Below are 16,845 nucleotides of genomic sequence, written 5' to 3'. Positions count from 1 at the left end.
GTCACAGGAGAGGATCATGAAGCTCAACCGCAAATTCCGTGCAGCCGTGCTGGCGATCGCCCCCGCCGCCCTGCTCGCCCTTCCCGCGCATGCCGAGACCGATGCCGCTAGCGTGGTGAAACACTATGCCGATGTGGCGCATGCGAAATACGAGGACTCGCTGACGACGGCCAAGGCGCTCGACGCTGCGATCGACGCCTTTCTGAAGGCGCCGACCGATGCGACGCTCAAGGCCGCCCGGGAGGCATGGATCAAGGCGCGCGTTCCCTACCAGCAGACGGAAGTCTATCGCTTCGGCAATCCGATTGTCGACGACTGGGAAGGCAGGGTCAATGCATGGCCGCTCGATGAAGGCCTGGTCGACTATGTCGATGCCTCCTACGGCACCGAGAGCGACGAAAATTCTCTCTATGTGGCCAATGTCATTGCCAACAAGACGATCAAGATCGACGGCAAGGATGTCGACGCCTCCAAGCTGACGCCGGAATTCCTCTCCGGCACGCTGGCCGAGGCCGGCGGCATCGAAGCCAATGTCGCGACCGGCTACCACGCCATCGAATTCCTGCTCTGGGGACAGGATCTGAACGGCACGGGCCCTGGCGCCGGCGACCGCCCGGCAACCGATTACGACCTCAAGAATTGCACGCACGGCAATTGCGACCGGCGCGCCGAATATCTGAAGTCCGCCTCCACCCTGCTGGTTTCCGACCTGCAGGAAATGACCGACAACTGGACGCCGGACGGTGCGGCGACCAAGAACATCGAAGCCGATCCGAAGGCCGGCCTCGTGGCGATTCTGACGGGCATGGGTTCGCTTTCCTACGGCGAGCTTGCCGGCGAGCGCATGAAGCTCGGCCTCTTGCTGCACGATCCGGAAGAAGAACATGATTGCTTCTCGGACAATACCTACAACTCGCATCTCAACGACGCGATCGGTATCGCTGCCGCCTATACCGGCAACTATATCCGCGCCGACGGCACCACGCTCACCGGCCCGTCGCTGCACGATCTGGTGGCCGCCAAGGACAAGGCGCTCGATACCGAAGTGGAAGCCAAGCTCAACAAGACGCTCGATGCGATGAATGCCATGGCAAAGCGCGGCGAGACCGTCGAGAAATACGACCAGATGATCGGCGAGGGCAACAAGGACGGCAACGCCGTCGTCCAGGCCGCCATCGACGGGCTGATCGACCAGACGAAATCGGTGCAGCGCGTTATTGCCGCACTCGATCTCGGCACGGTTCAGCTTGAAGGTTCCGACAGCTTGGATAATCCTAACGCCGTCTTCAAATAAGCAAAAAGGCGGGCCGCTTCGAAAGCCGGAGCGGCCCGGACCCTGAAATGTCGCATGCCCCGGCCCGCCGATTGATCGCCAGCGCAGCGCTCTGCGCCACACTTGCCGGTTATTCCGTCAGCATCGCAGCCGGTTTCGATCTGCCGACGAAACGCACCGACCTTTCCGAAGCCGATCTGCAACGTGTCGCCGGCGTCACCCGGCCGACGACGGATTTTTCCAAGGCCGAACAATACGAAGCGATGCAGGCAGGGGCGACGACCTCGATCGACCCTGTCACCGAGGACAGCTTCTCGCATATTTCGGCCAATATCCCCTTCGAGGAAGAGCAGAATTTCAAGCTCGGCAACGCGCTCTTCCGCAAGCTCTGGATATCCGCTCCCTCCTCGACGCAGGCCTCCGATGGTCTCGGGCCGCTGTTCAACGCCCGCTCATGCATGAGCTGCCATCTCAATGACGGCCGCGGCAGGCCGCCGGAGGGAGGCCCAAGCGCCACCTCGATGTTGCTGCGGCTTTCCCGTGCGGCCACGACGCCGGAGGAAGAAAAGGCAGTTGCGCGTGCTGATGTCGTCAATTTTCCCGATCCGGTCTACGGCCATCAGCTGCAGGACCTCGCCGTTCCCGGCCTTGCTGCCGAGGGGAAGATGGCGATCAGCTACCGCGAAGAGAGGGTGACGCTCGGCGACGGCGAGATCGCGTCGCTGCGCCGGCCGAGCTATGCGGTTGTCAATCCCGCCTATGGACCGCTCGATCCCGCGACGACAATTTCGCCGCGTGTCGCCTCGGCGATGATCGGCCTCGGACTGATCGAGGCCATTCCCGAAGCCGATATCCTCGCCCATGCCGATCCGGACGATGCCGATGGCGACGGCATTTCGGGGAAGGCTGCGGTTGTGCGCGACCGCCGCAGCGGCAAGATCGTCCTCGGCCGATTCGGCTGGAAGGCGCAGAACGCCACGGTGCGCGACCAGAGTGCCGATGCCTTCGCCAATGATATCGGCATCTCGACGCCCGATCAGCCGGATGCGCAGGGCGACTGCACCAAGGCGGAAGAAAAATGCCTTGATATGCCGACCGGCGTGCAGAAACGGCTGGGCGCAGAAGAAGCGCCGGGTCCCATTCTCGACCTCGTCACCTTCTATTCCGGAAACCTTGCCGTTCCGGCACGGCGCAAGGCGAGCTTCGCCGAAACGCTGCAGGGCAAGCGGATCTTCTACGAAAGCGGCTGCATTTCCTGCCATGTGCCGAAATTCGTCACTCGGCGGGATACGCCCGAGAAAGCGCAGTCCTTCCAGCTGATCTGGCCCTATTCCGACTTTCTTCTGCACGACATGGGCGACGGGCTTGCCGACGGACAGCAGGTCGGCCTTGCAAGCGGACGTGAATGGCGCACGCCGCCACTATGGGGTATAGGACTGACCCGGACTGTCAGCGGACACAGCTTTTTCCTGCATGACGGCCGTGCGCGGAGCCTCACCGAAGCGATCCTTTGGCATGGCGGTGAAGCTGAAAAGGCCCGCAACGCTTTCTCCTCCCTGCCGAAAGACGACAGGGCGGCCCTGATTACATTCCTGGAGTCACTTTGATGCGCCTTTGGCACCCCCTGCTCTGCCTTACTCTGATCGGCCTCGCCACATCAGCAGCCGCCCAGACCGTAGCTCCCCCGGCAGGGCTGAACGAGGATGCCGTTCCCGCCGTCATGCAGCGCGCCGTCGACGAGGTGATCCGTCCCGGCTATCGCAACATGCAGCAATCGGCCGCCCGGCTGACGACGGCGATGAAGGATCTTTGCAGCGACGGCACGCAGCAGACGCTCGACAAGGCGAAATCGGCCTTCGACGATACGATCCGCTATTGGTCGATCATCGAAATCGTCCAGACCGGACCGGTTATCCAGGACAATCTCTTCGAGCACATCCTGTTTTATCCCGACCGCAAGGGCGTCGGCCTCAAGCAGGTGCAGGCGCTGATCGCCAAGGCCGATCCGAAGGATGCAACGGTCGATGCGATCGCCGGCAAGAGTGTTGCGCTGCAAGGCCTGACGGCGCTGGAATACGTGCTCTACGGCAATGGCTCCAACGATCTCGTCGGGAAGAAAAACGGCTTCCGCTGCCTTTACGGCCAGGCGGTCGCCGGCAATATCCAGCGTGAAGCCGGCGAAGTCGTCGCCGCCTGGGAAAAGCCCGACGGCGTGCAGGCGAGCTGGAAACATACAGGCCCGCAGAGCAACGATTTCATGGACAACAAGGAAGCAGTGACGGCGCTGCTCGGCATTCTCGTCCATGGTGCGGAGAATGTCCGCGACCAGCGGCTGGAGCAGTTCTACAAGGGCAAGGACGCTGCGCCACGGCCGCGCATGGCGATCTACTGGCGCTCCAAGAATACCTGGAAATCGATGGCCGCCAATCTGGAAGGCCTGCGCACGCTCTGGCAGAAGGCCGGCATGGCCGAGCTTCTGCCGCCGGACAAGCAACCGATTGCCGCCTCGATCGACGAGGACTTCAAATCGCTGCTCGACAGCGTACCGAAGCTCAATCCCGACATCGACGTCGCCACGAGCGATGCAGAGAAGGCCAAGCTCGATACGCTGCTTGCCGACAGCCGCAACCTGATCACCCGGATCAGCGACGAATATGGCGCAGCGATCGGCCTTTCGGCCGGCTTTTCCTTTTCGGACGGAGATTGAGACGATGATGCGAAGTGCCGCAATCAACCGACGCAGCTTCGTCAAGGCGGCCGGCCTCGGCTTCCTTGCCACCTTGACACCAAGGTCGCTGATGGCGCTGGAGCAGACTGATGCGGTCTATGCCTCGGGCATTCGGGCAGCCGACGGCTCCTTTGCCATTGCGACCGTGACCGAGCGCGGCGAGATCGTCGATCAGATGACGCTTCCCGCCCGCGCCCACGGCATGGCCTTCAGCGCCAGCACCGGCAAGACGGTCGCCTTCGCGCGCCGGCCGGGCACCTTTGCGATGATCTTCGATCCCCGGAACAAGGGCGAGCCGGTCGCCATCAGTTCGCCAGAGGGCCGGCATTTCTACGGTCATGGCGCTTTCTCTCCCGATGGTCGTCTGCTCTATGCCAGCGAGAACGACTTCGACGGCAATCGCGGCATGATCGGTCTCTACGACGCCACGAACCGCTTCACCCGCATGGGCGAATTCGAGACCTACGGCATCGGCCCGCACGACATGACGGTTTCCGACGACGGACGCCTGCTCATCGTCGCCAATGGCGGCATAGAGACGCATCCGGATTTCGGCCGCACCAAGCTCAATCTCGGCGAGATGCAGCCGTCGCTGGCGCTGATCGATGCGGCGACCGGAGCGCTGATCGAAAAACATATGCTGCCGGCGGAATGGGCGGAACTCTCCACTCGCCACGTCGATCTCGGCGGCGAGGGCCGCATCTGGTTCGCCTGCCAGTACGAAGGTCACCGCAAGGATTTGCCGCCGCTTGTCGGCCATTTCGCCAAAGGCGAGAATCTCTCCTTCATCGACCTGCCGGAGGAGACGACGCGCCGGCTAGCCAATTACGTCGGAGCGATCGCGGTCAATCGCAGCGAAGGTCTCGTCGGCATCACCTCACCGAAGGGCGGCGCCTCGGTGACGATCGACGCAAGGACGGGCAAGGTGCTGGCCGAAGCGACCATTCCGGATGCAGCGGGCATCGCGCCGGCAAAGAGCGGCTTTGCCGTCTCCTCCTATGACGGCGATTTCCTGTCGACCCGCAGCGACGTCGCCTGGGATCAGCACATCGTGCGGATCTAAATGAGAGAAGCAGAGCTCTAGCCGGAACGCGAATAGGCTTTCTGCTCGGCGCTGACGCTCGATGCCGCGGCTCTTGCCGCCTCGTGCAGCCATTCGTTTCCCCGCACCGCCAGATCCTTCAGGATCGCCGCAACCGCTGCCGCATCGTCGGAATGGCAATTGGCGATCTCAAAGCCCATCAGTTCGAGCATTGTCGGCGAAAGCAGGATCTCGGGACGCCGGTCGATTTCGATCTTGCAGCTGTTCGGCGAGAGCCGGCGCACGAGGATGCGGCCGGAAACCCGGTAGTGCGGATCGGCTGAGCGCGCCCGCCCATTGGCGATCTCGCTTGCATGGATCGCCACGTCCTGTGGCCTGTGGCGAAGCGACCAGGCCGACGGCAGCAGCGCCTTTGCCTCACGCAGCACCGGCCCGCCCTGCCATTCGGCATAGGCGACGAAACGCGGCCGGCCGAGACTGCCGGTGCCGCCGCTGCGCGGCTTCGGCACGAAGGGCGCCGTTCCGGACGGCAGCGCGGCGGCGAGCGCCTTGGCGTAGGCTGGCGGCGGCGGCTTACTGCCGGGAAGCAACATTTCGTATTTCTCCCAGAATTCCCTGCGTCCGGAATTCGGCAGCATCAACGCCTTGCGCAGCCATTTGTGGTCGCGCTCGAGGATGACGGGCAGCGGATTTTCAAGGCCCCTGCGATAGCCGCTCAAGATCAATTCGCCGATCATGCGAACCGAGGGACCGTCGTCACCGCGCGCCAAGACGGCGCTTGTTGCAAGGCGAACGAGATCAAATGCATAGGGCATCACCGCCGCGTCGTCGAAATCATTGACGCCCCAGACAAGCCGGCCCTCGATATCGCGCCAGGTGCCGAAATTCTCCAGATGCGTATCGCCGATCGCCAGCACCTCGGGTGCGCCTGTCAGTTCCGGACAGATATCGAGGATGATCTCGCACCAGCGCCAATAGGTGGCGCGCAGGAAGACGAAATCGCCGCTTCGCATCTTCTCGTGCTTCTCCCGCAGATCGTCCTTGACGAGATCGTCGCCGAGTTCGCCGGCCAGCCAAGTCTCGAAATTCCGCACCGATTGCGATATCGTCGTCATGCCGGCGCTCCATCATTTCGCGACCCGATGCGAAGAATACGCGCACCGCGCGAAGCTGCAATCGTCTTCGCATCGGATCGCCATAATCAAGCGGTACTGGCCAGCGGTATTGGCCAGCGGTACCGGCTTGCCCGGCGACGGAAAGTGAAAGGTTGCCCCGGCGACACGGTCCCGGGTTTCCATCGGCGCCCGGACCGATTTCAGCGATGTCCAGCTTGTCGAATGCGGCGCGCCATGCCACTTTCGCGGCTGTAAGAGGGGCAGACATGAGCGAGACTGACAGGGGCGATTTCCGCGCGCGAATCCGCCGTAATTTTGCGCGGCAGGCGGCGATGGAGACGATCGGCGCGGAGCTGACGCGCGTCGAGCACGGCGTCGTCGAGATCGAGCTGCCCTTCGACGTCAAACTGACACAGCAGCACGGCATCCTGCATGCGGGCATCATTTCCGCAGCGCTCGATTCGGCCTGCGGCTTTGCCGCCTACAGCGTCATCGACCCGGAGGCCTCGATCCTGACGATCGAGTTCAAGGTCAATCTCATGTCGCCGGGGCGTGGCGATCGTTTCCTGTTTCGCGGGGAAATCACCAAACCCGGCTCCACCATCATCGTCGCCGACGGACGAGGCTACGCGATCGGCGACGGGCCGGCGAAACTCATCGCCTCCATGACCGGAACGATGATGGTGATCCGCGGTAGAGAGGGCATTACGGGATGAAGTTCGAACTGAAATCGGTCGCGGGGAAATCCATTCTTTTCGTCATGGCGGCGGAGGCCGAATACGGTCCCTTCCTGCGTTCACGCATCGAACCTTTGATGACCGGCGTCGGCCCGGTCGAGGCAGCCATCGCGCTGAGCAAGACATTGGCGCGGCTGGATGCCGTCGACGACCTGCCCGATCTCGTCGTGTCCCTCGGCTCGGCCGGCTCGGCGAAACTGGAGCAGACCGAAATCTATCAGGTGACCTCGGTTTCCTACCGCGACATGGACGCCTCGCCGCTCGGCTTCGAAAAGGGCAAGACACCCTTTCTCGACCTGCCGGCAACGCTCGAGCTGCCGTTGCGCATTCCCGGCATTGCCGAAGCAAGCCTTTCCACCGGCGGCAACATCATCTCAGGCGCCGCCTATACGGGCGTCGACGCCGACATGGTCGATATGGAGACCTATGCGGTACTGCGCGCCTGCCAGGGCTACAAGCTGCCGCTGATCGGCCTTCGCGGCATTTCCGACGGCGCCGTCGAACTGCAGCATATTTCGGGCTGGACCGAATATCTGCACATCGTCGACCGCAAGCTCTCTTACGGCGTCGATAGTCTGTTCACGGCGCTGGAGGACGGGGTTTTCTGGTTCTGAGCCCTTCAGCGCCCCGCGCCTTGTCAGACGCGCGGGGGACAATTGCAACAATAAAAACCTGATGCCGCCGATTTCCCGGATTGCCAGGCGAAGCGCTTTTCATTAAAGCCTCGCCATGACCCAGACAGCACATCCCGACTCCGTTCTCATCGTCGATTTCGGCAGCCAGGTGACCCAGCTCATCGCACGACGCGTGCGCGAGGCCGGCGTCTATTGCGAGATCGTCCCCTTCCAATCGGCCGAAGAAGGCTTCCACCGCCTGCAGCCGAAGGCCGTGATCCTGTCCGGCAGCCCGGCTTCCACGGTGGACGAGGGATCGCCGCGAGCGCCTCAGATCATCTTCGACAGCGGTCTGCCGGTGTTCGGCATCTGCTATGGCCAGCAGACAATGTGCATGCAGCTCGGCGGCAAGGTCGAGAGCGGCCATCACCGCGAATTCGGCCGCGCCTTCCTCGATGTCGACAGGGACTGCCAGCTGTTCGAGGGCCTCTGGTCCTCCGGCTCGCGCCACCAGGTCTGGATGAGCCATGGCGACCGCGTCACCGCGCTGCCGGATGGTTTCGAGGTGATCGCCACCTCTTCCAACGCGCCCTATGCCTTCATCGCCGACGAGAAGCGCAAATATTACGGCGTGCAGTTCCACCCGGAAGTCGTGCATACGCCTGACGGCGCCAAGTTGATCGGCAATTTCATTCACAATATCGCCGGCATCAAGGGCGACTGGTCGATGTCGGCCTACCGCCAGAAGGCCGTCGAGCAGATCCGCGCGCAGGTGGGCGACAAACGCGTCATCTGCGCGCTTTCGGGCGGCGTCGACAGTTCCGTCGCAGCGCTCTTGATCCACGAGGCCGTCGGCGACCAGCTGACCTGCATCCTCGTCGACCACGGGTTGATGCGCAAGGACGAGGCAGCCGGCGTCGTCGCCATGTTCCGCGAGCACTACAATCTGCATCTGTTGCACGTCGATGCCGCCGATCGCTTCATTGGCGAACTCGAAGGCGTCAGCGATCCGGAAACCAAGCGCAAGATCATCGGCCGGTTGTTCATCGAGACGTTCGAAGAAGAAGCGAAGAAACTCGGCGGCGCCGACTTCCTCGGCCAGGGCACGCTCTATCCCGACGTGATTGAGAGCGTTTCCTTCACCGGCGGCCCGTCGGTGACGATCAAATCGCACCACAATGTCGGCGGTCTGCCGGAGCGCATGAAAATGCAGCTCGTGGAACCCTTGCGCGAGCTCTTCAAGGACGAAGTGCGCGCGCTCGGCCGCGAGCTCGGGCTGCCCGACAGCTTCATCGGCCGCCACCCCTTCCCAGGCCCCGGCCTTGCGATCCGTTGCCCGGGCGGCATCACCCGCGAAAAGCTGGAGATCCTGCGCGAGGCCGATGCGATCTATCTCGACGAAATCCGCAAAGCCGGCCTCTACGACGCCATCTGGCAGGCCTTTGCCGTGCTGCTCCCCGTCCAGACCGTCGGCGTCATGGGCGACGGGCGCACCTATGAATTCGTCTGCGCGCTGCGCGCCGTCACCTCCGTCGACGGCATGACGGCGGACTTCTACCACTACGACATGGAATTCCTCGGCCGCGCCGCGACCCGCATCATCAACGAGGTGCGTGGCATCAACCGCGTCGTTTATGACGTGACGAGTAAGCCGCCTGGTACGATCGAGTGGGAGTAGGGAATAGCGCAGCCTGGCGTAGGAAGTCGAATTCTGTCGTTGACAATACAACGATTTTCGAACTGTGCCGCGCACTATCCGATGCATCATCAACTGAACCGCCGATGTACTTAAGCGACTGATTTGGCTAGAGTTGTCCGGCGCGGTCACGGGCGGCGAAAGTGTGGCGGATCTGTCTGACGGTACTTTTGAAGGTAGTCGTCGTGTGCGGCCAAACGTCTAAGAAAAGTGCCGTCAGTCCGTTTTCCGCCTGACGATACTTTTTTTGCAATCAAGGCCTTTGAGACCCAATCTGAAAACTGCCCTTCACGTGGCTCTTCCGCGCGAACGGTGCTTTAGCTGGAGCCCTGCAAACCACCCATGATCAGTTTCCCGACCGCGAACTCGCTCGCGAAATAGCCGCTGTACTTGGGTAAACTGTCTGCCATGTCCATCACACGACGGTGATAGAAGATGTCCATCCGTACCGGCGGCAGCCGGGTTTGCGGGCCGAAGTTGCTGGTCGGAATGAACATCACCTTGAGTCGCCCCGCCCCCATAACCTCTACGACCGGATTGCCGCAAGTGCGGCAGAGCCCGCGATCGAAGTTCGGCGGTGAACGATACTTCTTGAACGAGATATTATCGGCACCTTTCAGTGCCACATCCTTGGCGCGAATAGCGACAACATCGGCGAACGGTTTGCCGTTGAACGCCTGGCAGATCAGGCAGTGGCACCGAAACCTGGCTTTCGGTGAGGTATGCACCTCGAACGAGCAAGCGCCGCATTCGCATGCGCCGCGTAGCGGCAACGACGTGTCGGTGGTCATGTGCGGACTCTCCTTGAATTCATGGGGAAGGAAGGCCGGTCATCGAAGTATCATTTTAAGGATCGCATCGATGGGCTGCTTGAACGGGGCATGCAGCAGGCTGGAGAGGTTCCATCGACCCTGCTCATAGATGCCCTTGGCATGGCTGAGGCTGCGGAAGCCCTCAATGCCGTGGTAAGCGCCCATGCCGCTCGGCCCAACGCCACCGAAGGGCAGGTCGTCCTGGGCAATGTGCATGATCGTGCCGTTGATTGTGACGTTGCCTGAGGTTGTTCGACTCAGCACGTTGCGTCGATCTTCGTTATCGGCTCCGAAATAGTAGAGCGCGAGCGGCCGGGGCCGCGCGTTGACATAGGCGATTGCGTCACCGATGTCGCGGTAGGGAAAGATCGGCAGGATTGGACCGAAGATTTCTTCATGAGCGATGCGCATGTCGTCGGTCACGCCGAGCATCACGGTTGGGGCCAGCGTATTGGAACGGTTGGACGCATCGCCGGGCCGGTTGCCGGCCTCGATGATCCGGGCTCCCTTGGCTCTGGCATCTTCGATCAGGCCCCGGATCCGGACATATTGCCGCTCGTTTACGATGGAAGTGTAGTGCTCACTTGTCGGGCCAGCCGGGTAGAAAGACGCTACCTGTCGGCCATACGCGGCAACGAACGCGTCAAGATCGTCTTCGTGGACGAGAGCGTAGTCCGGGGCGATGCACGTTTGACCAGCGTTGACCAGCTTACCGAACACCACGGCCGCGGCCGCTCGGTCGAGAGAGAGCCCCTTGGCGATGATAGTCGGTGATTTACCCCCCAGCTCCAGCGTAACCGGGACGAGGTTGTCGCTGGCGGCCTTCATCACCGCCCGCCCCACGGCGGTGCTGCCGGTGAAGACGAGATGGTCGAACGGCAGAGCCGTGAACGCCGCTCCCACCGCCGCATCACCAGTGACGATCGCGAACTGGTCCTCAGGGAAGATCTCGCCGAGCATCTTGGCGAGCAGTGCATTGGTGACGGGCGTGAACTCCGAAGGTTTCAGCATCACCCGGTTTCCGGCGGCAATGGCCGTGGCAACCGGCATAAGGGCAAGGTTGATCGGGTAGTTCCAGGGAGACATTACGCCGACGACGCCGAGCGGTTGATATTCGATGCGCGCGTTACCCATTCGCATCGTCATAGCGACATGGCGGCGGGTCGGAGCCATGAATCTACGAAGATTGCGGATCAGATACTTCACACCTTCGGCAACGACCACGATCTCCATGATCGCAGTTTCATACCGTGAGCGATGGCCGAAATCGGTATTGATGGCGTCTTCGATCGCTTTGCGGTGGCTGATGATCGCCGCCCTCAGTTTTGTCAGATCGGCGCGTCGCTGCGCCAAGGCGCACCGTCAAGCAGGAAGGCGGCACGCTGGGCGGCAAGGAGACCACTTAGCCGATCAGCGTCGGTGATGTTTGCGGTTGCGTTCATGGCCCACTCCGATGTAGACAGGAGAAACTTCGGCCCTGACATAAGCACTTATGTATTCACTGTCAACAATGTAATCACAAGAAACTTTGAGGCATCATGCAGGACGCACCCAACCGCCCCTATCACCACGGTGATCTCCGTCGTGCGATTATCGAGACGGCATTGGATATGCTTGCCGAGGAAAAGGGCTGGCAGTTCACGCTGCGGGAAGTCGCGCGCCGGGCTGGCGTCAGCCACGCGGCACCCTACAAGCATTTTCCCGATAAAGCCGCGCTGCTCGCGGAACTCGCCATGATTGGCTTCGACCGGCTGCGGCAGTCGCTATCGGCCGCGAAGCCGAAGGCGCCCAAATCTCTGCGCGACGAAATTACTCCGGTCGCTCACGCCTACGTCGAGTTCGGAACGAACAACCCGGCTCTCTACCGCCTGATGTTCAGCGGGGGGGAGGAGAAAGTCGCAGGGCTGCATCTCAATGAGCGGGCGCTCGCGGTGTTTGATGTTGCGCTCGAAATCCTCCGGCGCGGCCAAGCCGCGGGGAGCATTCGCAAGCGGCCGATAGAAGGTCAGGCGGTAGCCTGGTGGGGGCTCATCCACGGTATGACCATGCTTGCGATCGATGGTCTCCTAGTGCCCGAGAAGGTCGGATCGGCCCCCTTGGGTGCGGCCTTGAATACGCTGGTGGAAGGGCTGGAGAACCCGGCAACGTGACACTAGCTGCGCGTGGTTGACCTCTTCTTCGTGAAGGTGAGCCCGGCGTCGCAAGTAGTCCCAATCGTTGCTCATCTAATCGTCCACTGCAGAGCCGTCCAAATCACCGAAAATTCGCTGGTAGGCGCAGTGACGATCTGCTCGTTATTCGCGCTTATCGCGAAGCTCCTTGGAAAATGGACAAGTAGTTGGAGCAGGGCCGCTTTCGTTCCGCTGCCCCAGATGCGGTGACTTATTTGCCCCAGAACTGGTCCTCTTCTTCCGGATCGGAGGAGAACAGCCAGACTTCGACGATCTTGCCATCCTGCACGCGCAGCAGATCGATACCGGGCTGGTCGACTTTGGCGCCTTCGCGTTGACCGGCGAACTGGATTTCGATGGCAACCAGGTCGCCGTTGGCGAGATAGCGATGGGCATGGGTGATGGCGAAACTACCACCAGACTTTGCCATCATGGCACCAAACTCGACAATGCCGTTCTTGGTGCCCGAGAACTGGTTATTGCCCGGCTGATGCCAAATGACCTGGGGCGAAAGCAGTTCGCCGAGCGTGGCCTGATCGCCGGTCTGGACGGCTTTGATATAGGCTTTTCCGATGTCGATAGTCGTCATTTCGGTCTCTCATTTGCAGATGTTGAAACCTGCTGCGAAGTGCCCTTCGCAGTTAGAGTGATAATAATGGGTAGCATCCCATTCCGTCGTGGTTCGTAGTCGCCGAAATATGATACTTATCGGACATGTTCGACCGGAATTGGCGCAACGCGAATGACAAAGAGCCGAGCGAAGCTGGATCAACTCAATTACCGTCCGAGCGGGCGCGATCTGGATGTTGAGGTATTTCATTTTTCGGACTTGCGCCGCCGCGTGACCTCCGAACATATCCTGGCGCTGTACCATTATTCCTTCCACACGCTGATCTGCGTGACCGAGGGTGCGGTGACCCAGGTCGTGGACTTCCAGCCGGTCGATTGTGCGGCCGGATCCCTCCTCTTGTTGAGGCCCGGGCAGGTTCACAGTTTCGGTAGTGATAAAGGCTGGGACGGGTGGATGGTCCTGTTCCGCGCAGAATTCCTCCCATCGGAGATGCAAACGACTGCCGATCTGCTGCCTGTCCTGGGTCTGGATCGGCTGCCGGATCACCTATCCCTACTCACTGCCGATTTCGGCGCTGTGAATGAGGCGATCGCCAGGATGCAGCAGGACGCCACGAGCCCCGCCCCGCCCAAGGATGTACACGCGCTCTTGCGATACGAACTTTGTGCGCTGCTTCTGCGCCTTGCCATCCTGCAGGATCAGCACATGGGCATTGACGTCGCACAAAGCCCGGGTGTGCAGCGTTATGCCAGGTTTCGCAGGCTAGTCGAACAAAACTATGCTGGCTGGCATCAGGTATCCGCCTATGCGGCAGCTCTAGGCTGTACCGAGAAAAGCCTGACGCGAGCGGCGTTGGAAGCGACCGGGCAAAGCGCCAAAAACGCCATCACGGCTCGCATCGCCTTGGAAGCCAAACGGCTCCTGGTCCATACCAACGGGCCCATCTACCTCATCGCAGAGGACCTCGGTTTCGCGGAGGCAACCAATTTCGCTAAGTTTTTCAGCCGCGAAACCGGTTTCACCCCGATTAAGTTTCGCAAGCAATACAAGAACTGAACGCCTTAGGAATAGCACCTTGACCGCCACGGCTAGCTTGGGGATGGATTCTATCCTGCCAAGGGCGCGGCATCATGTCTCGAAACGGCGTCCTTATTCGGAGGGGCAAACCTACGATCTGAATAAAAACCCTGCGGAATACACCGGCATCGGTGTAGCCGCTTGGCTAGTCAACCTCATCGATCGGTCTTGAACTGAGCTGAGGCATTTCGCGATCCCTTGTTCATGCGGATCTGTTGCGGGTAGTTCGTGGTCGTCATGCCGGTTCGGACGGTGCCCAGACGCCGTCAGGCCATCGCAACCTTCGCGCTACTTTGTGGCCTTAAATATTCGGTCGCGCGCTGCTCGAAGAGGTTTGCGCGCGCGACCAGTTCTCGGCGATATCACACGATCATAGATCGATTACTGTTCCTTCTTGAACAAATCCTGGAAGATGAGCTGGCCCCAAGTGCGGCCGCGTGCGTGCACCAGCGCGCCACCCTCGTCGAACTTTCCCAGCTTGACGGGTGCGAAGCCGAGTTGTTTGGCCAAGGCCGCCACGGGAGCGATCGCGTCCTCGTCGTCGCTCGACAGAAAGACGACCCGGTGGCCGCCCTCGACGATCGGATCGGCAGCCAGGGTGGCCGCAATCAGGTGATTGAAGCCTTTCACCAGTTTGGCACCGGTGAACGACTTCGCGACGAAGGCGGAGGACGGGAGGCCGTCCAGCTCTTCAGGGGGAACTCCAAACGTGTTCGTCGCGTCGATGACTGTCTTGCCTTCCCAGCTCGGCAGGGCCTTCGCAACCTCGCGATGCTCGCCGAACGGGACCGCCAGGATGATCGTGTCGGCCTCGAGCGCATCCCGCAGCGACTTGGCAACGATTGTGGGTCCAATCGCGTGAGCCTGCGGCGCCAACGCCTCGGGCGGACGGCGGCCCGCGACGGCCACCTCGATGTTTTTACGGGCGAAGGCGTGGGCAAGGGCCTGGCCTATCTTGCCGAATCCCACAATTGCATAGCTCATAATGCTTCTCCGATATTGTGATGATATTGATTTCCCGGCCCTGAACGGCTGGGTTATCTGACGAGCCCTATGGCGCTCCGAATAATCAAATGGAGCGTCTGGCCGGGTGCAGCGCGTCAGAGTTGCGCAAGGCCGCCGTCAACCGCGACTTCGCTGGCGGTCATGAAGCTGCTGTCGGACGACGCGAGAAAGGCGGCCACGGCCCCGATCTCCGCCGGATCGGCCATGCGTTGGAGCGGGGTCATCGCGCCGTAGGCCTTCTGGCCCTCCTCGCCCAGCGCTTCCTTCGCGAGTTCGGTCGCCGTCGCCCCGGGCGACAGCACGTTTACGCGGATGCCGGTGCCCTTCAGATCCTCCGCCCAGGTCCGCGCGAGGTTGCGCACGGCCGCCTTGCTCGCGCTGTAGGCGGTGAATGCCGGGGCGCCCGTGGTGCCGGCGCTCGATCCGGTCAGGATGATCGAACCGCCCTTGCCCATTAGCGGCAGCGCCTTCTGGACCGTAAAAATCGTACCCTTGACATTGGTGTCGAAGGTTTCGTCGATGTGCTTGGCGGTGATCTGGCCGAGCGGAATCGGGCTTCCGGCCCCGGCATTTGCGAAGACGATGTCGAGCGTCTTGCGCTCTGCCTTCACCACCGCGTAGAGGCGATCAAGGTCAGCCTCATCCGAGACCGAGCCCTTCACCGCGCGAGCATTGGGTCCGAGGTCGGCCACAGCCGCGTCGAGCGCTTCCTGCCGGCGGCCGAAGATGAAGACGAAGGCGCCCTCCTCGATGAAGCGCTTTGCTGCGGCGCGGCCGATGCCGGTAGCGCCACCGGTGATCACGGCGGTCTTTCCATTCAGTCTGTTCATGTCATGCATCCTTTGATCGTTCGGGTACGCCCCGAGACCGTCGAAATGGGTCCGCCGGCATCAGTTGTTGAGTGCGGAAGCGCGCACATCGGTGGTGCAAAATCGATCCACCGGACGACTGATGCCAGCCGCGACGATCGGTGTCCTCCGTTTGGAATCGGGCCGTGCTTGCCCACATAGGCTATGATGACCGCCAGTACTGCTGTACGACGCGTTAGATACTGGCTTGGGAAGGCGCACCGTGCGGTGCCGGATTGCACCATGATCGACTGGGATGACATTCGCTACTTTCTTGCCGTGGCGCGCGGAGGCTCAGTGCGGGCTGCCGCCGGGCGTCTCGGGGTCAATCACGCGACCGTGCTGCGACGCATCGCGCAGCTCGAGGAACGCCTCGGGGCGCAGATGTTCGAAAAGCTGCCTTCGGGCTACCGCCTGACGGCTGCGGGTGAGGAGGTGCTCGAGCTCGCGAACCAGATGGAAGCGTCGTCGCACCAGCTGGAGACGCGTGTCTTTGGGCGCGACCAGAGCGTGCGCGGGCTTCTGCGGGTGACGTTAGCTCCGCCCCTGGCGACACACCTGCTCATGCCGGATTTCGCCGATTTCGCGCGGCTGCATCCGGATATCGAGATGGAAATCGTGTCGTCCGGCGAGCTCGCAAATCTGACCAACCGAGAGGCCGACGTGGCGATCCGCGTCGTCTACGACCGCAAAACCCTGCCGCTCAATCTGCACGGCCTGAAGGGACCGGAGCTGTTCGGCGGCGTCTACATGTCCTGCGATCGACTAGCCGCATGGCGTGCGGGCGCGCTTGATCCCATCCGGTGGATCGTCATAAGCATTCATGGAATTCCGGATTGGGCCAGCGAGGGTGAGGTTCGCACCACGGGGGTTCCATTCAGGATCACGGACGCCGAGGCGCAGATCGTTGCTGTACGGCAAGGGCTTGGGATCACGACACTGCCGTGCTTCGTCGGAGACGCCGACCCCCACCTGGTTAGGGTGCCGGGCACCGACCTGCACATGTACGGAACGCTCTGGCTTCTCACACAGGGGGAGACACGCAAAACGAAGCGCGTGCGGCTCTTCACGGAGTTCGTATCCCACAGGCTCGCCGCGTACGCTCCGCTTCTCGCGGGGCTGTCCATATCGCGCGACTGACACCCGGCAGGTCGCC

16 protein-coding genes are annotated in these 16,845 nt (G+C 61.7%); 10 read left to right on the top strand and 6 right to left on the bottom strand.

Features of this window, described 5'->3' with window-relative positions; translation table 11 throughout:
• Window positions 1-16: 16 nt before the first annotated feature.
• The 4 genes from N2600_RS23940 to N2600_RS23925 are packed head-to-tail and all read left to right on the top strand — an operon-like array spanning window position 17 to window position 5,064.
• Window positions 17-1,294 carry an imelysin family protein gene (locus N2600_RS23940; protein ID WP_260297582.1) on the top strand — a complete coding sequence of 426 codons (1,278 nt, stop codon included), beginning with the start codon at window positions 17-19 and terminating at the stop codon, window positions 1,292-1,294.
• A 47-nt stretch (window positions 1,295-1,341) separates the two neighbouring features.
• Window positions 1,342-2,880, top strand: a complete 1,539-nt coding sequence (locus N2600_RS23935) for a di-heme oxidoreductase family protein (RefSeq protein ID WP_260297580.1) — start codon at window positions 1,342-1,344, stop codon at window positions 2,878-2,880.
• Entirely contained in the window at window positions 2,880-3,980 is a 1,101-nt protein-coding gene (locus N2600_RS23930) for an imelysin family protein (RefSeq protein ID WP_260297579.1), read from the top strand. The genes N2600_RS23935 and N2600_RS23930 overlap by 1 nt, the downstream gene beginning before the upstream one ends.
• Before the next feature lie 4 nt (window positions 3,981-3,984).
• Entirely contained in the window at window positions 3,985-5,064 is a 1,080-nt protein-coding gene (locus N2600_RS23925; protein WP_260297577.1) for a DUF1513 domain-containing protein, read from the top strand.
• 17 nt (window positions 5,065-5,081) lie between these two features.
• On the opposite strand, the gene N2600_RS23920 is transcribed toward N2600_RS23925, so the two are convergent.
• The gene (locus N2600_RS23920) at window positions 5,082-6,158 is read right to left on the bottom strand and encodes a DUF2252 domain-containing protein (protein ID WP_260297576.1); all 1,077 of its coding nucleotides are present in this window, start codon (window positions 6,156-6,158) and stop codon (window positions 5,082-5,084) included.
• A 266-nt stretch (window positions 6,159-6,424) separates the two neighbouring features.
• Here N2600_RS23920 and N2600_RS23915 point away from each other — a divergent pair, with 266 nt between their 5' ends.
• From N2600_RS23915 to guaA, 3 genes are all read left to right on the top strand, one after another.
• Window positions 6,425-6,874 carry a PaaI family thioesterase gene (locus tag N2600_RS23915; RefSeq protein WP_170280245.1) on the top strand — a complete coding sequence of 150 codons (450 nt, stop codon included), beginning with the start codon at window positions 6,425-6,427 and terminating at the stop codon, window positions 6,872-6,874.
• A complete protein-coding gene (locus tag N2600_RS23910) occupies window positions 6,871-7,509 on the top strand; it encodes a 5'-methylthioadenosine/S-adenosylhomocysteine nucleosidase (protein ID WP_162115468.1) in 639 nt (212 codons plus the stop codon). Before N2600_RS23915 ends, N2600_RS23910 begins: the two co-directional genes overlap by 4 nt.
• A 115-nt stretch (window positions 7,510-7,624) precedes the next feature.
• Window positions 7,625-9,187 (top strand): glutamine-hydrolyzing GMP synthase, encoded by a 1,563-nt coding sequence (gene guaA, locus N2600_RS23905; RefSeq protein ID WP_017966645.1) that lies wholly within the window; start codon window positions 7,625-7,627, stop codon window positions 9,185-9,187.
• A gap of 335 nt (window positions 9,188-9,522) precedes the next feature.
• Here the strand turns inward: guaA and N2600_RS23900 are convergent, their stop codons facing one another.
• Complete coding sequence (locus tag N2600_RS23900) at window positions 9,523-9,996, bottom strand: GFA family protein (RefSeq protein WP_260297574.1); 474 nt, start codon at window positions 9,994-9,996, stop codon at window positions 9,523-9,525.
• A 39-nt stretch (window positions 9,997-10,035) separates the two neighbouring features.
• The gene (locus tag N2600_RS23895; RefSeq protein ID WP_311319295.1) at window positions 10,036-11,370 is read right to left on the bottom strand and encodes a coniferyl aldehyde dehydrogenase; all 1,335 of its coding nucleotides are present in this window, start codon (window positions 11,368-11,370) and stop codon (window positions 10,036-10,038) included.
• A 185-nt stretch (window positions 11,371-11,555) separates the two neighbouring features.
• On the opposite strand from N2600_RS23895, the gene N2600_RS23890 reads away from it, so the two are divergent.
• Window positions 11,556-12,167, top strand: coding sequence for a TetR/AcrR family transcriptional regulator (locus N2600_RS23890; protein WP_260109883.1), 612 nt, complete (start codon window positions 11,556-11,558; stop codon window positions 12,165-12,167).
• Between the two features lie 232 nt (window positions 12,168-12,399).
• Here N2600_RS23890 and N2600_RS23885 read toward each other — a convergent pair whose 3' ends face one another.
• Window positions 12,400-12,777: a nuclear transport factor 2 family protein gene (locus N2600_RS23885; RefSeq protein ID WP_260109882.1), complete on the bottom strand. Its 378-nt coding sequence runs from the start codon at window positions 12,775-12,777 to the stop codon at window positions 12,400-12,402.
• A 153-nt stretch (window positions 12,778-12,930) separates the two neighbouring features.
• Between N2600_RS23885 and N2600_RS23880 the strand changes: the two genes are divergently transcribed.
• A complete protein-coding gene (locus N2600_RS23880) occupies window positions 12,931-13,815 on the top strand; it encodes a helix-turn-helix domain-containing protein (RefSeq protein ID WP_260297572.1) in 885 nt (294 codons plus the stop codon).
• A 402-nt stretch (window positions 13,816-14,217) separates the two neighbouring features.
• Here N2600_RS23880 and N2600_RS23875 read toward each other — a convergent pair whose 3' ends face one another.
• Window positions 14,218-14,820 (bottom strand): NADPH-dependent F420 reductase, encoded by a 603-nt coding sequence (locus N2600_RS23875; RefSeq protein ID WP_260109880.1) that lies wholly within the window; start codon window positions 14,818-14,820, stop codon window positions 14,218-14,220.
• 116 nt (window positions 14,821-14,936) lie between these two features.
• The gene (locus tag N2600_RS23870) at window positions 14,937-15,671 is read right to left on the bottom strand and encodes an SDR family NAD(P)-dependent oxidoreductase (RefSeq protein ID WP_260111089.1); all 735 of its coding nucleotides are present in this window, start codon (window positions 15,669-15,671) and stop codon (window positions 14,937-14,939) included.
• A 261-nt stretch (window positions 15,672-15,932) separates the two neighbouring features.
• Between N2600_RS23870 and N2600_RS23865 the strand changes: the two genes are divergently transcribed.
• Window positions 15,933-16,829, top strand: a complete 897-nt coding sequence (locus N2600_RS23865; RefSeq protein ID WP_260109879.1) for a LysR family transcriptional regulator — start codon at window positions 15,933-15,935, stop codon at window positions 16,827-16,829.
• Window positions 16,830-16,845: the final 16 nt, after the last annotated feature.

The organism is Rhizobium sp. WSM1274, from assembly GCF_025200775.1.
GTDB classification, from domain to species: domain Bacteria; phylum Pseudomonadota; class Alphaproteobacteria; order Rhizobiales; family Rhizobiaceae; genus Rhizobium; species Rhizobium leguminosarum_I.
This window is presented reverse-complemented; position numbering and strand designations above follow the sequence as displayed.

Bases quoted from the DNA above. Each gene is read 5' to 3' on its own strand.
- N2600_RS23940 (WP_260297582.1), top strand. From the start codon at position 17: ATGAAGCTCAACCGCAAATTCCGTGCAGCCGTGCTGGCGATCGCCCCC.
- N2600_RS23935 (WP_260297580.1), top strand. From the start codon at position 1,342: ATGTCGCATGCCCCGGCCCGCCGATTGATCGCCAGCGCAGCGCTCTGC.
- N2600_RS23930 (WP_260297579.1), top strand. From the start codon at position 2,880: ATGCGCCTTTGGCACCCCCTGCTCTGCCTTACTCTGATCGGCCTCGCC.
- N2600_RS23925 (WP_260297577.1), top strand. From the start codon at position 3,985: ATGATGCGAAGTGCCGCAATCAACCGACGCAGCTTCGTCAAGGCGGCC.
- N2600_RS23920 (WP_260297576.1), bottom strand. From the start codon at position 6,158: ATGACGACGATATCGCAATCGGTGCGGAATTTCGAGACTTGGCTGGCC.
- N2600_RS23915 (WP_170280245.1), top strand. From the start codon at position 6,425: ATGAGCGAGACTGACAGGGGCGATTTCCGCGCGCGAATCCGCCGTAAT.
- N2600_RS23910 (WP_162115468.1), top strand. From the start codon at position 6,871: ATGAAGTTCGAACTGAAATCGGTCGCGGGGAAATCCATTCTTTTCGTC.
- guaA (WP_017966645.1), top strand. From the start codon at position 7,625: ATGACCCAGACAGCACATCCCGACTCCGTTCTCATCGTCGATTTCGGC.
- N2600_RS23900 (WP_260297574.1), bottom strand. From the start codon at position 9,996: ATGACCACCGACACGTCGTTGCCGCTACGCGGCGCATGCGAATGCGGC.
- N2600_RS23890 (WP_260109883.1), top strand. From the start codon at position 11,556: ATGCAGGACGCACCCAACCGCCCCTATCACCACGGTGATCTCCGTCGT.
- N2600_RS23885 (WP_260109882.1), bottom strand. From the start codon at position 12,777: ATGACGACTATCGACATCGGAAAAGCCTATATCAAAGCCGTCCAGACC.
- N2600_RS23880 (WP_260297572.1), top strand. From the start codon at position 12,931: ATGACAAAGAGCCGAGCGAAGCTGGATCAACTCAATTACCGTCCGAGC.
- N2600_RS23875 (WP_260109880.1), bottom strand. From the start codon at position 14,820: ATGAGCTATGCAATTGTGGGATTCGGCAAGATAGGCCAGGCCCTTGCC.
- N2600_RS23870 (WP_260111089.1), bottom strand. From the start codon at position 15,671: ATGAACAGACTGAATGGAAAGACCGCCGTGATCACCGGTGGCGCTACC.
- N2600_RS23865 (WP_260109879.1), top strand. From the start codon at position 15,933: ATGATCGACTGGGATGACATTCGCTACTTTCTTGCCGTGGCGCGCGGA.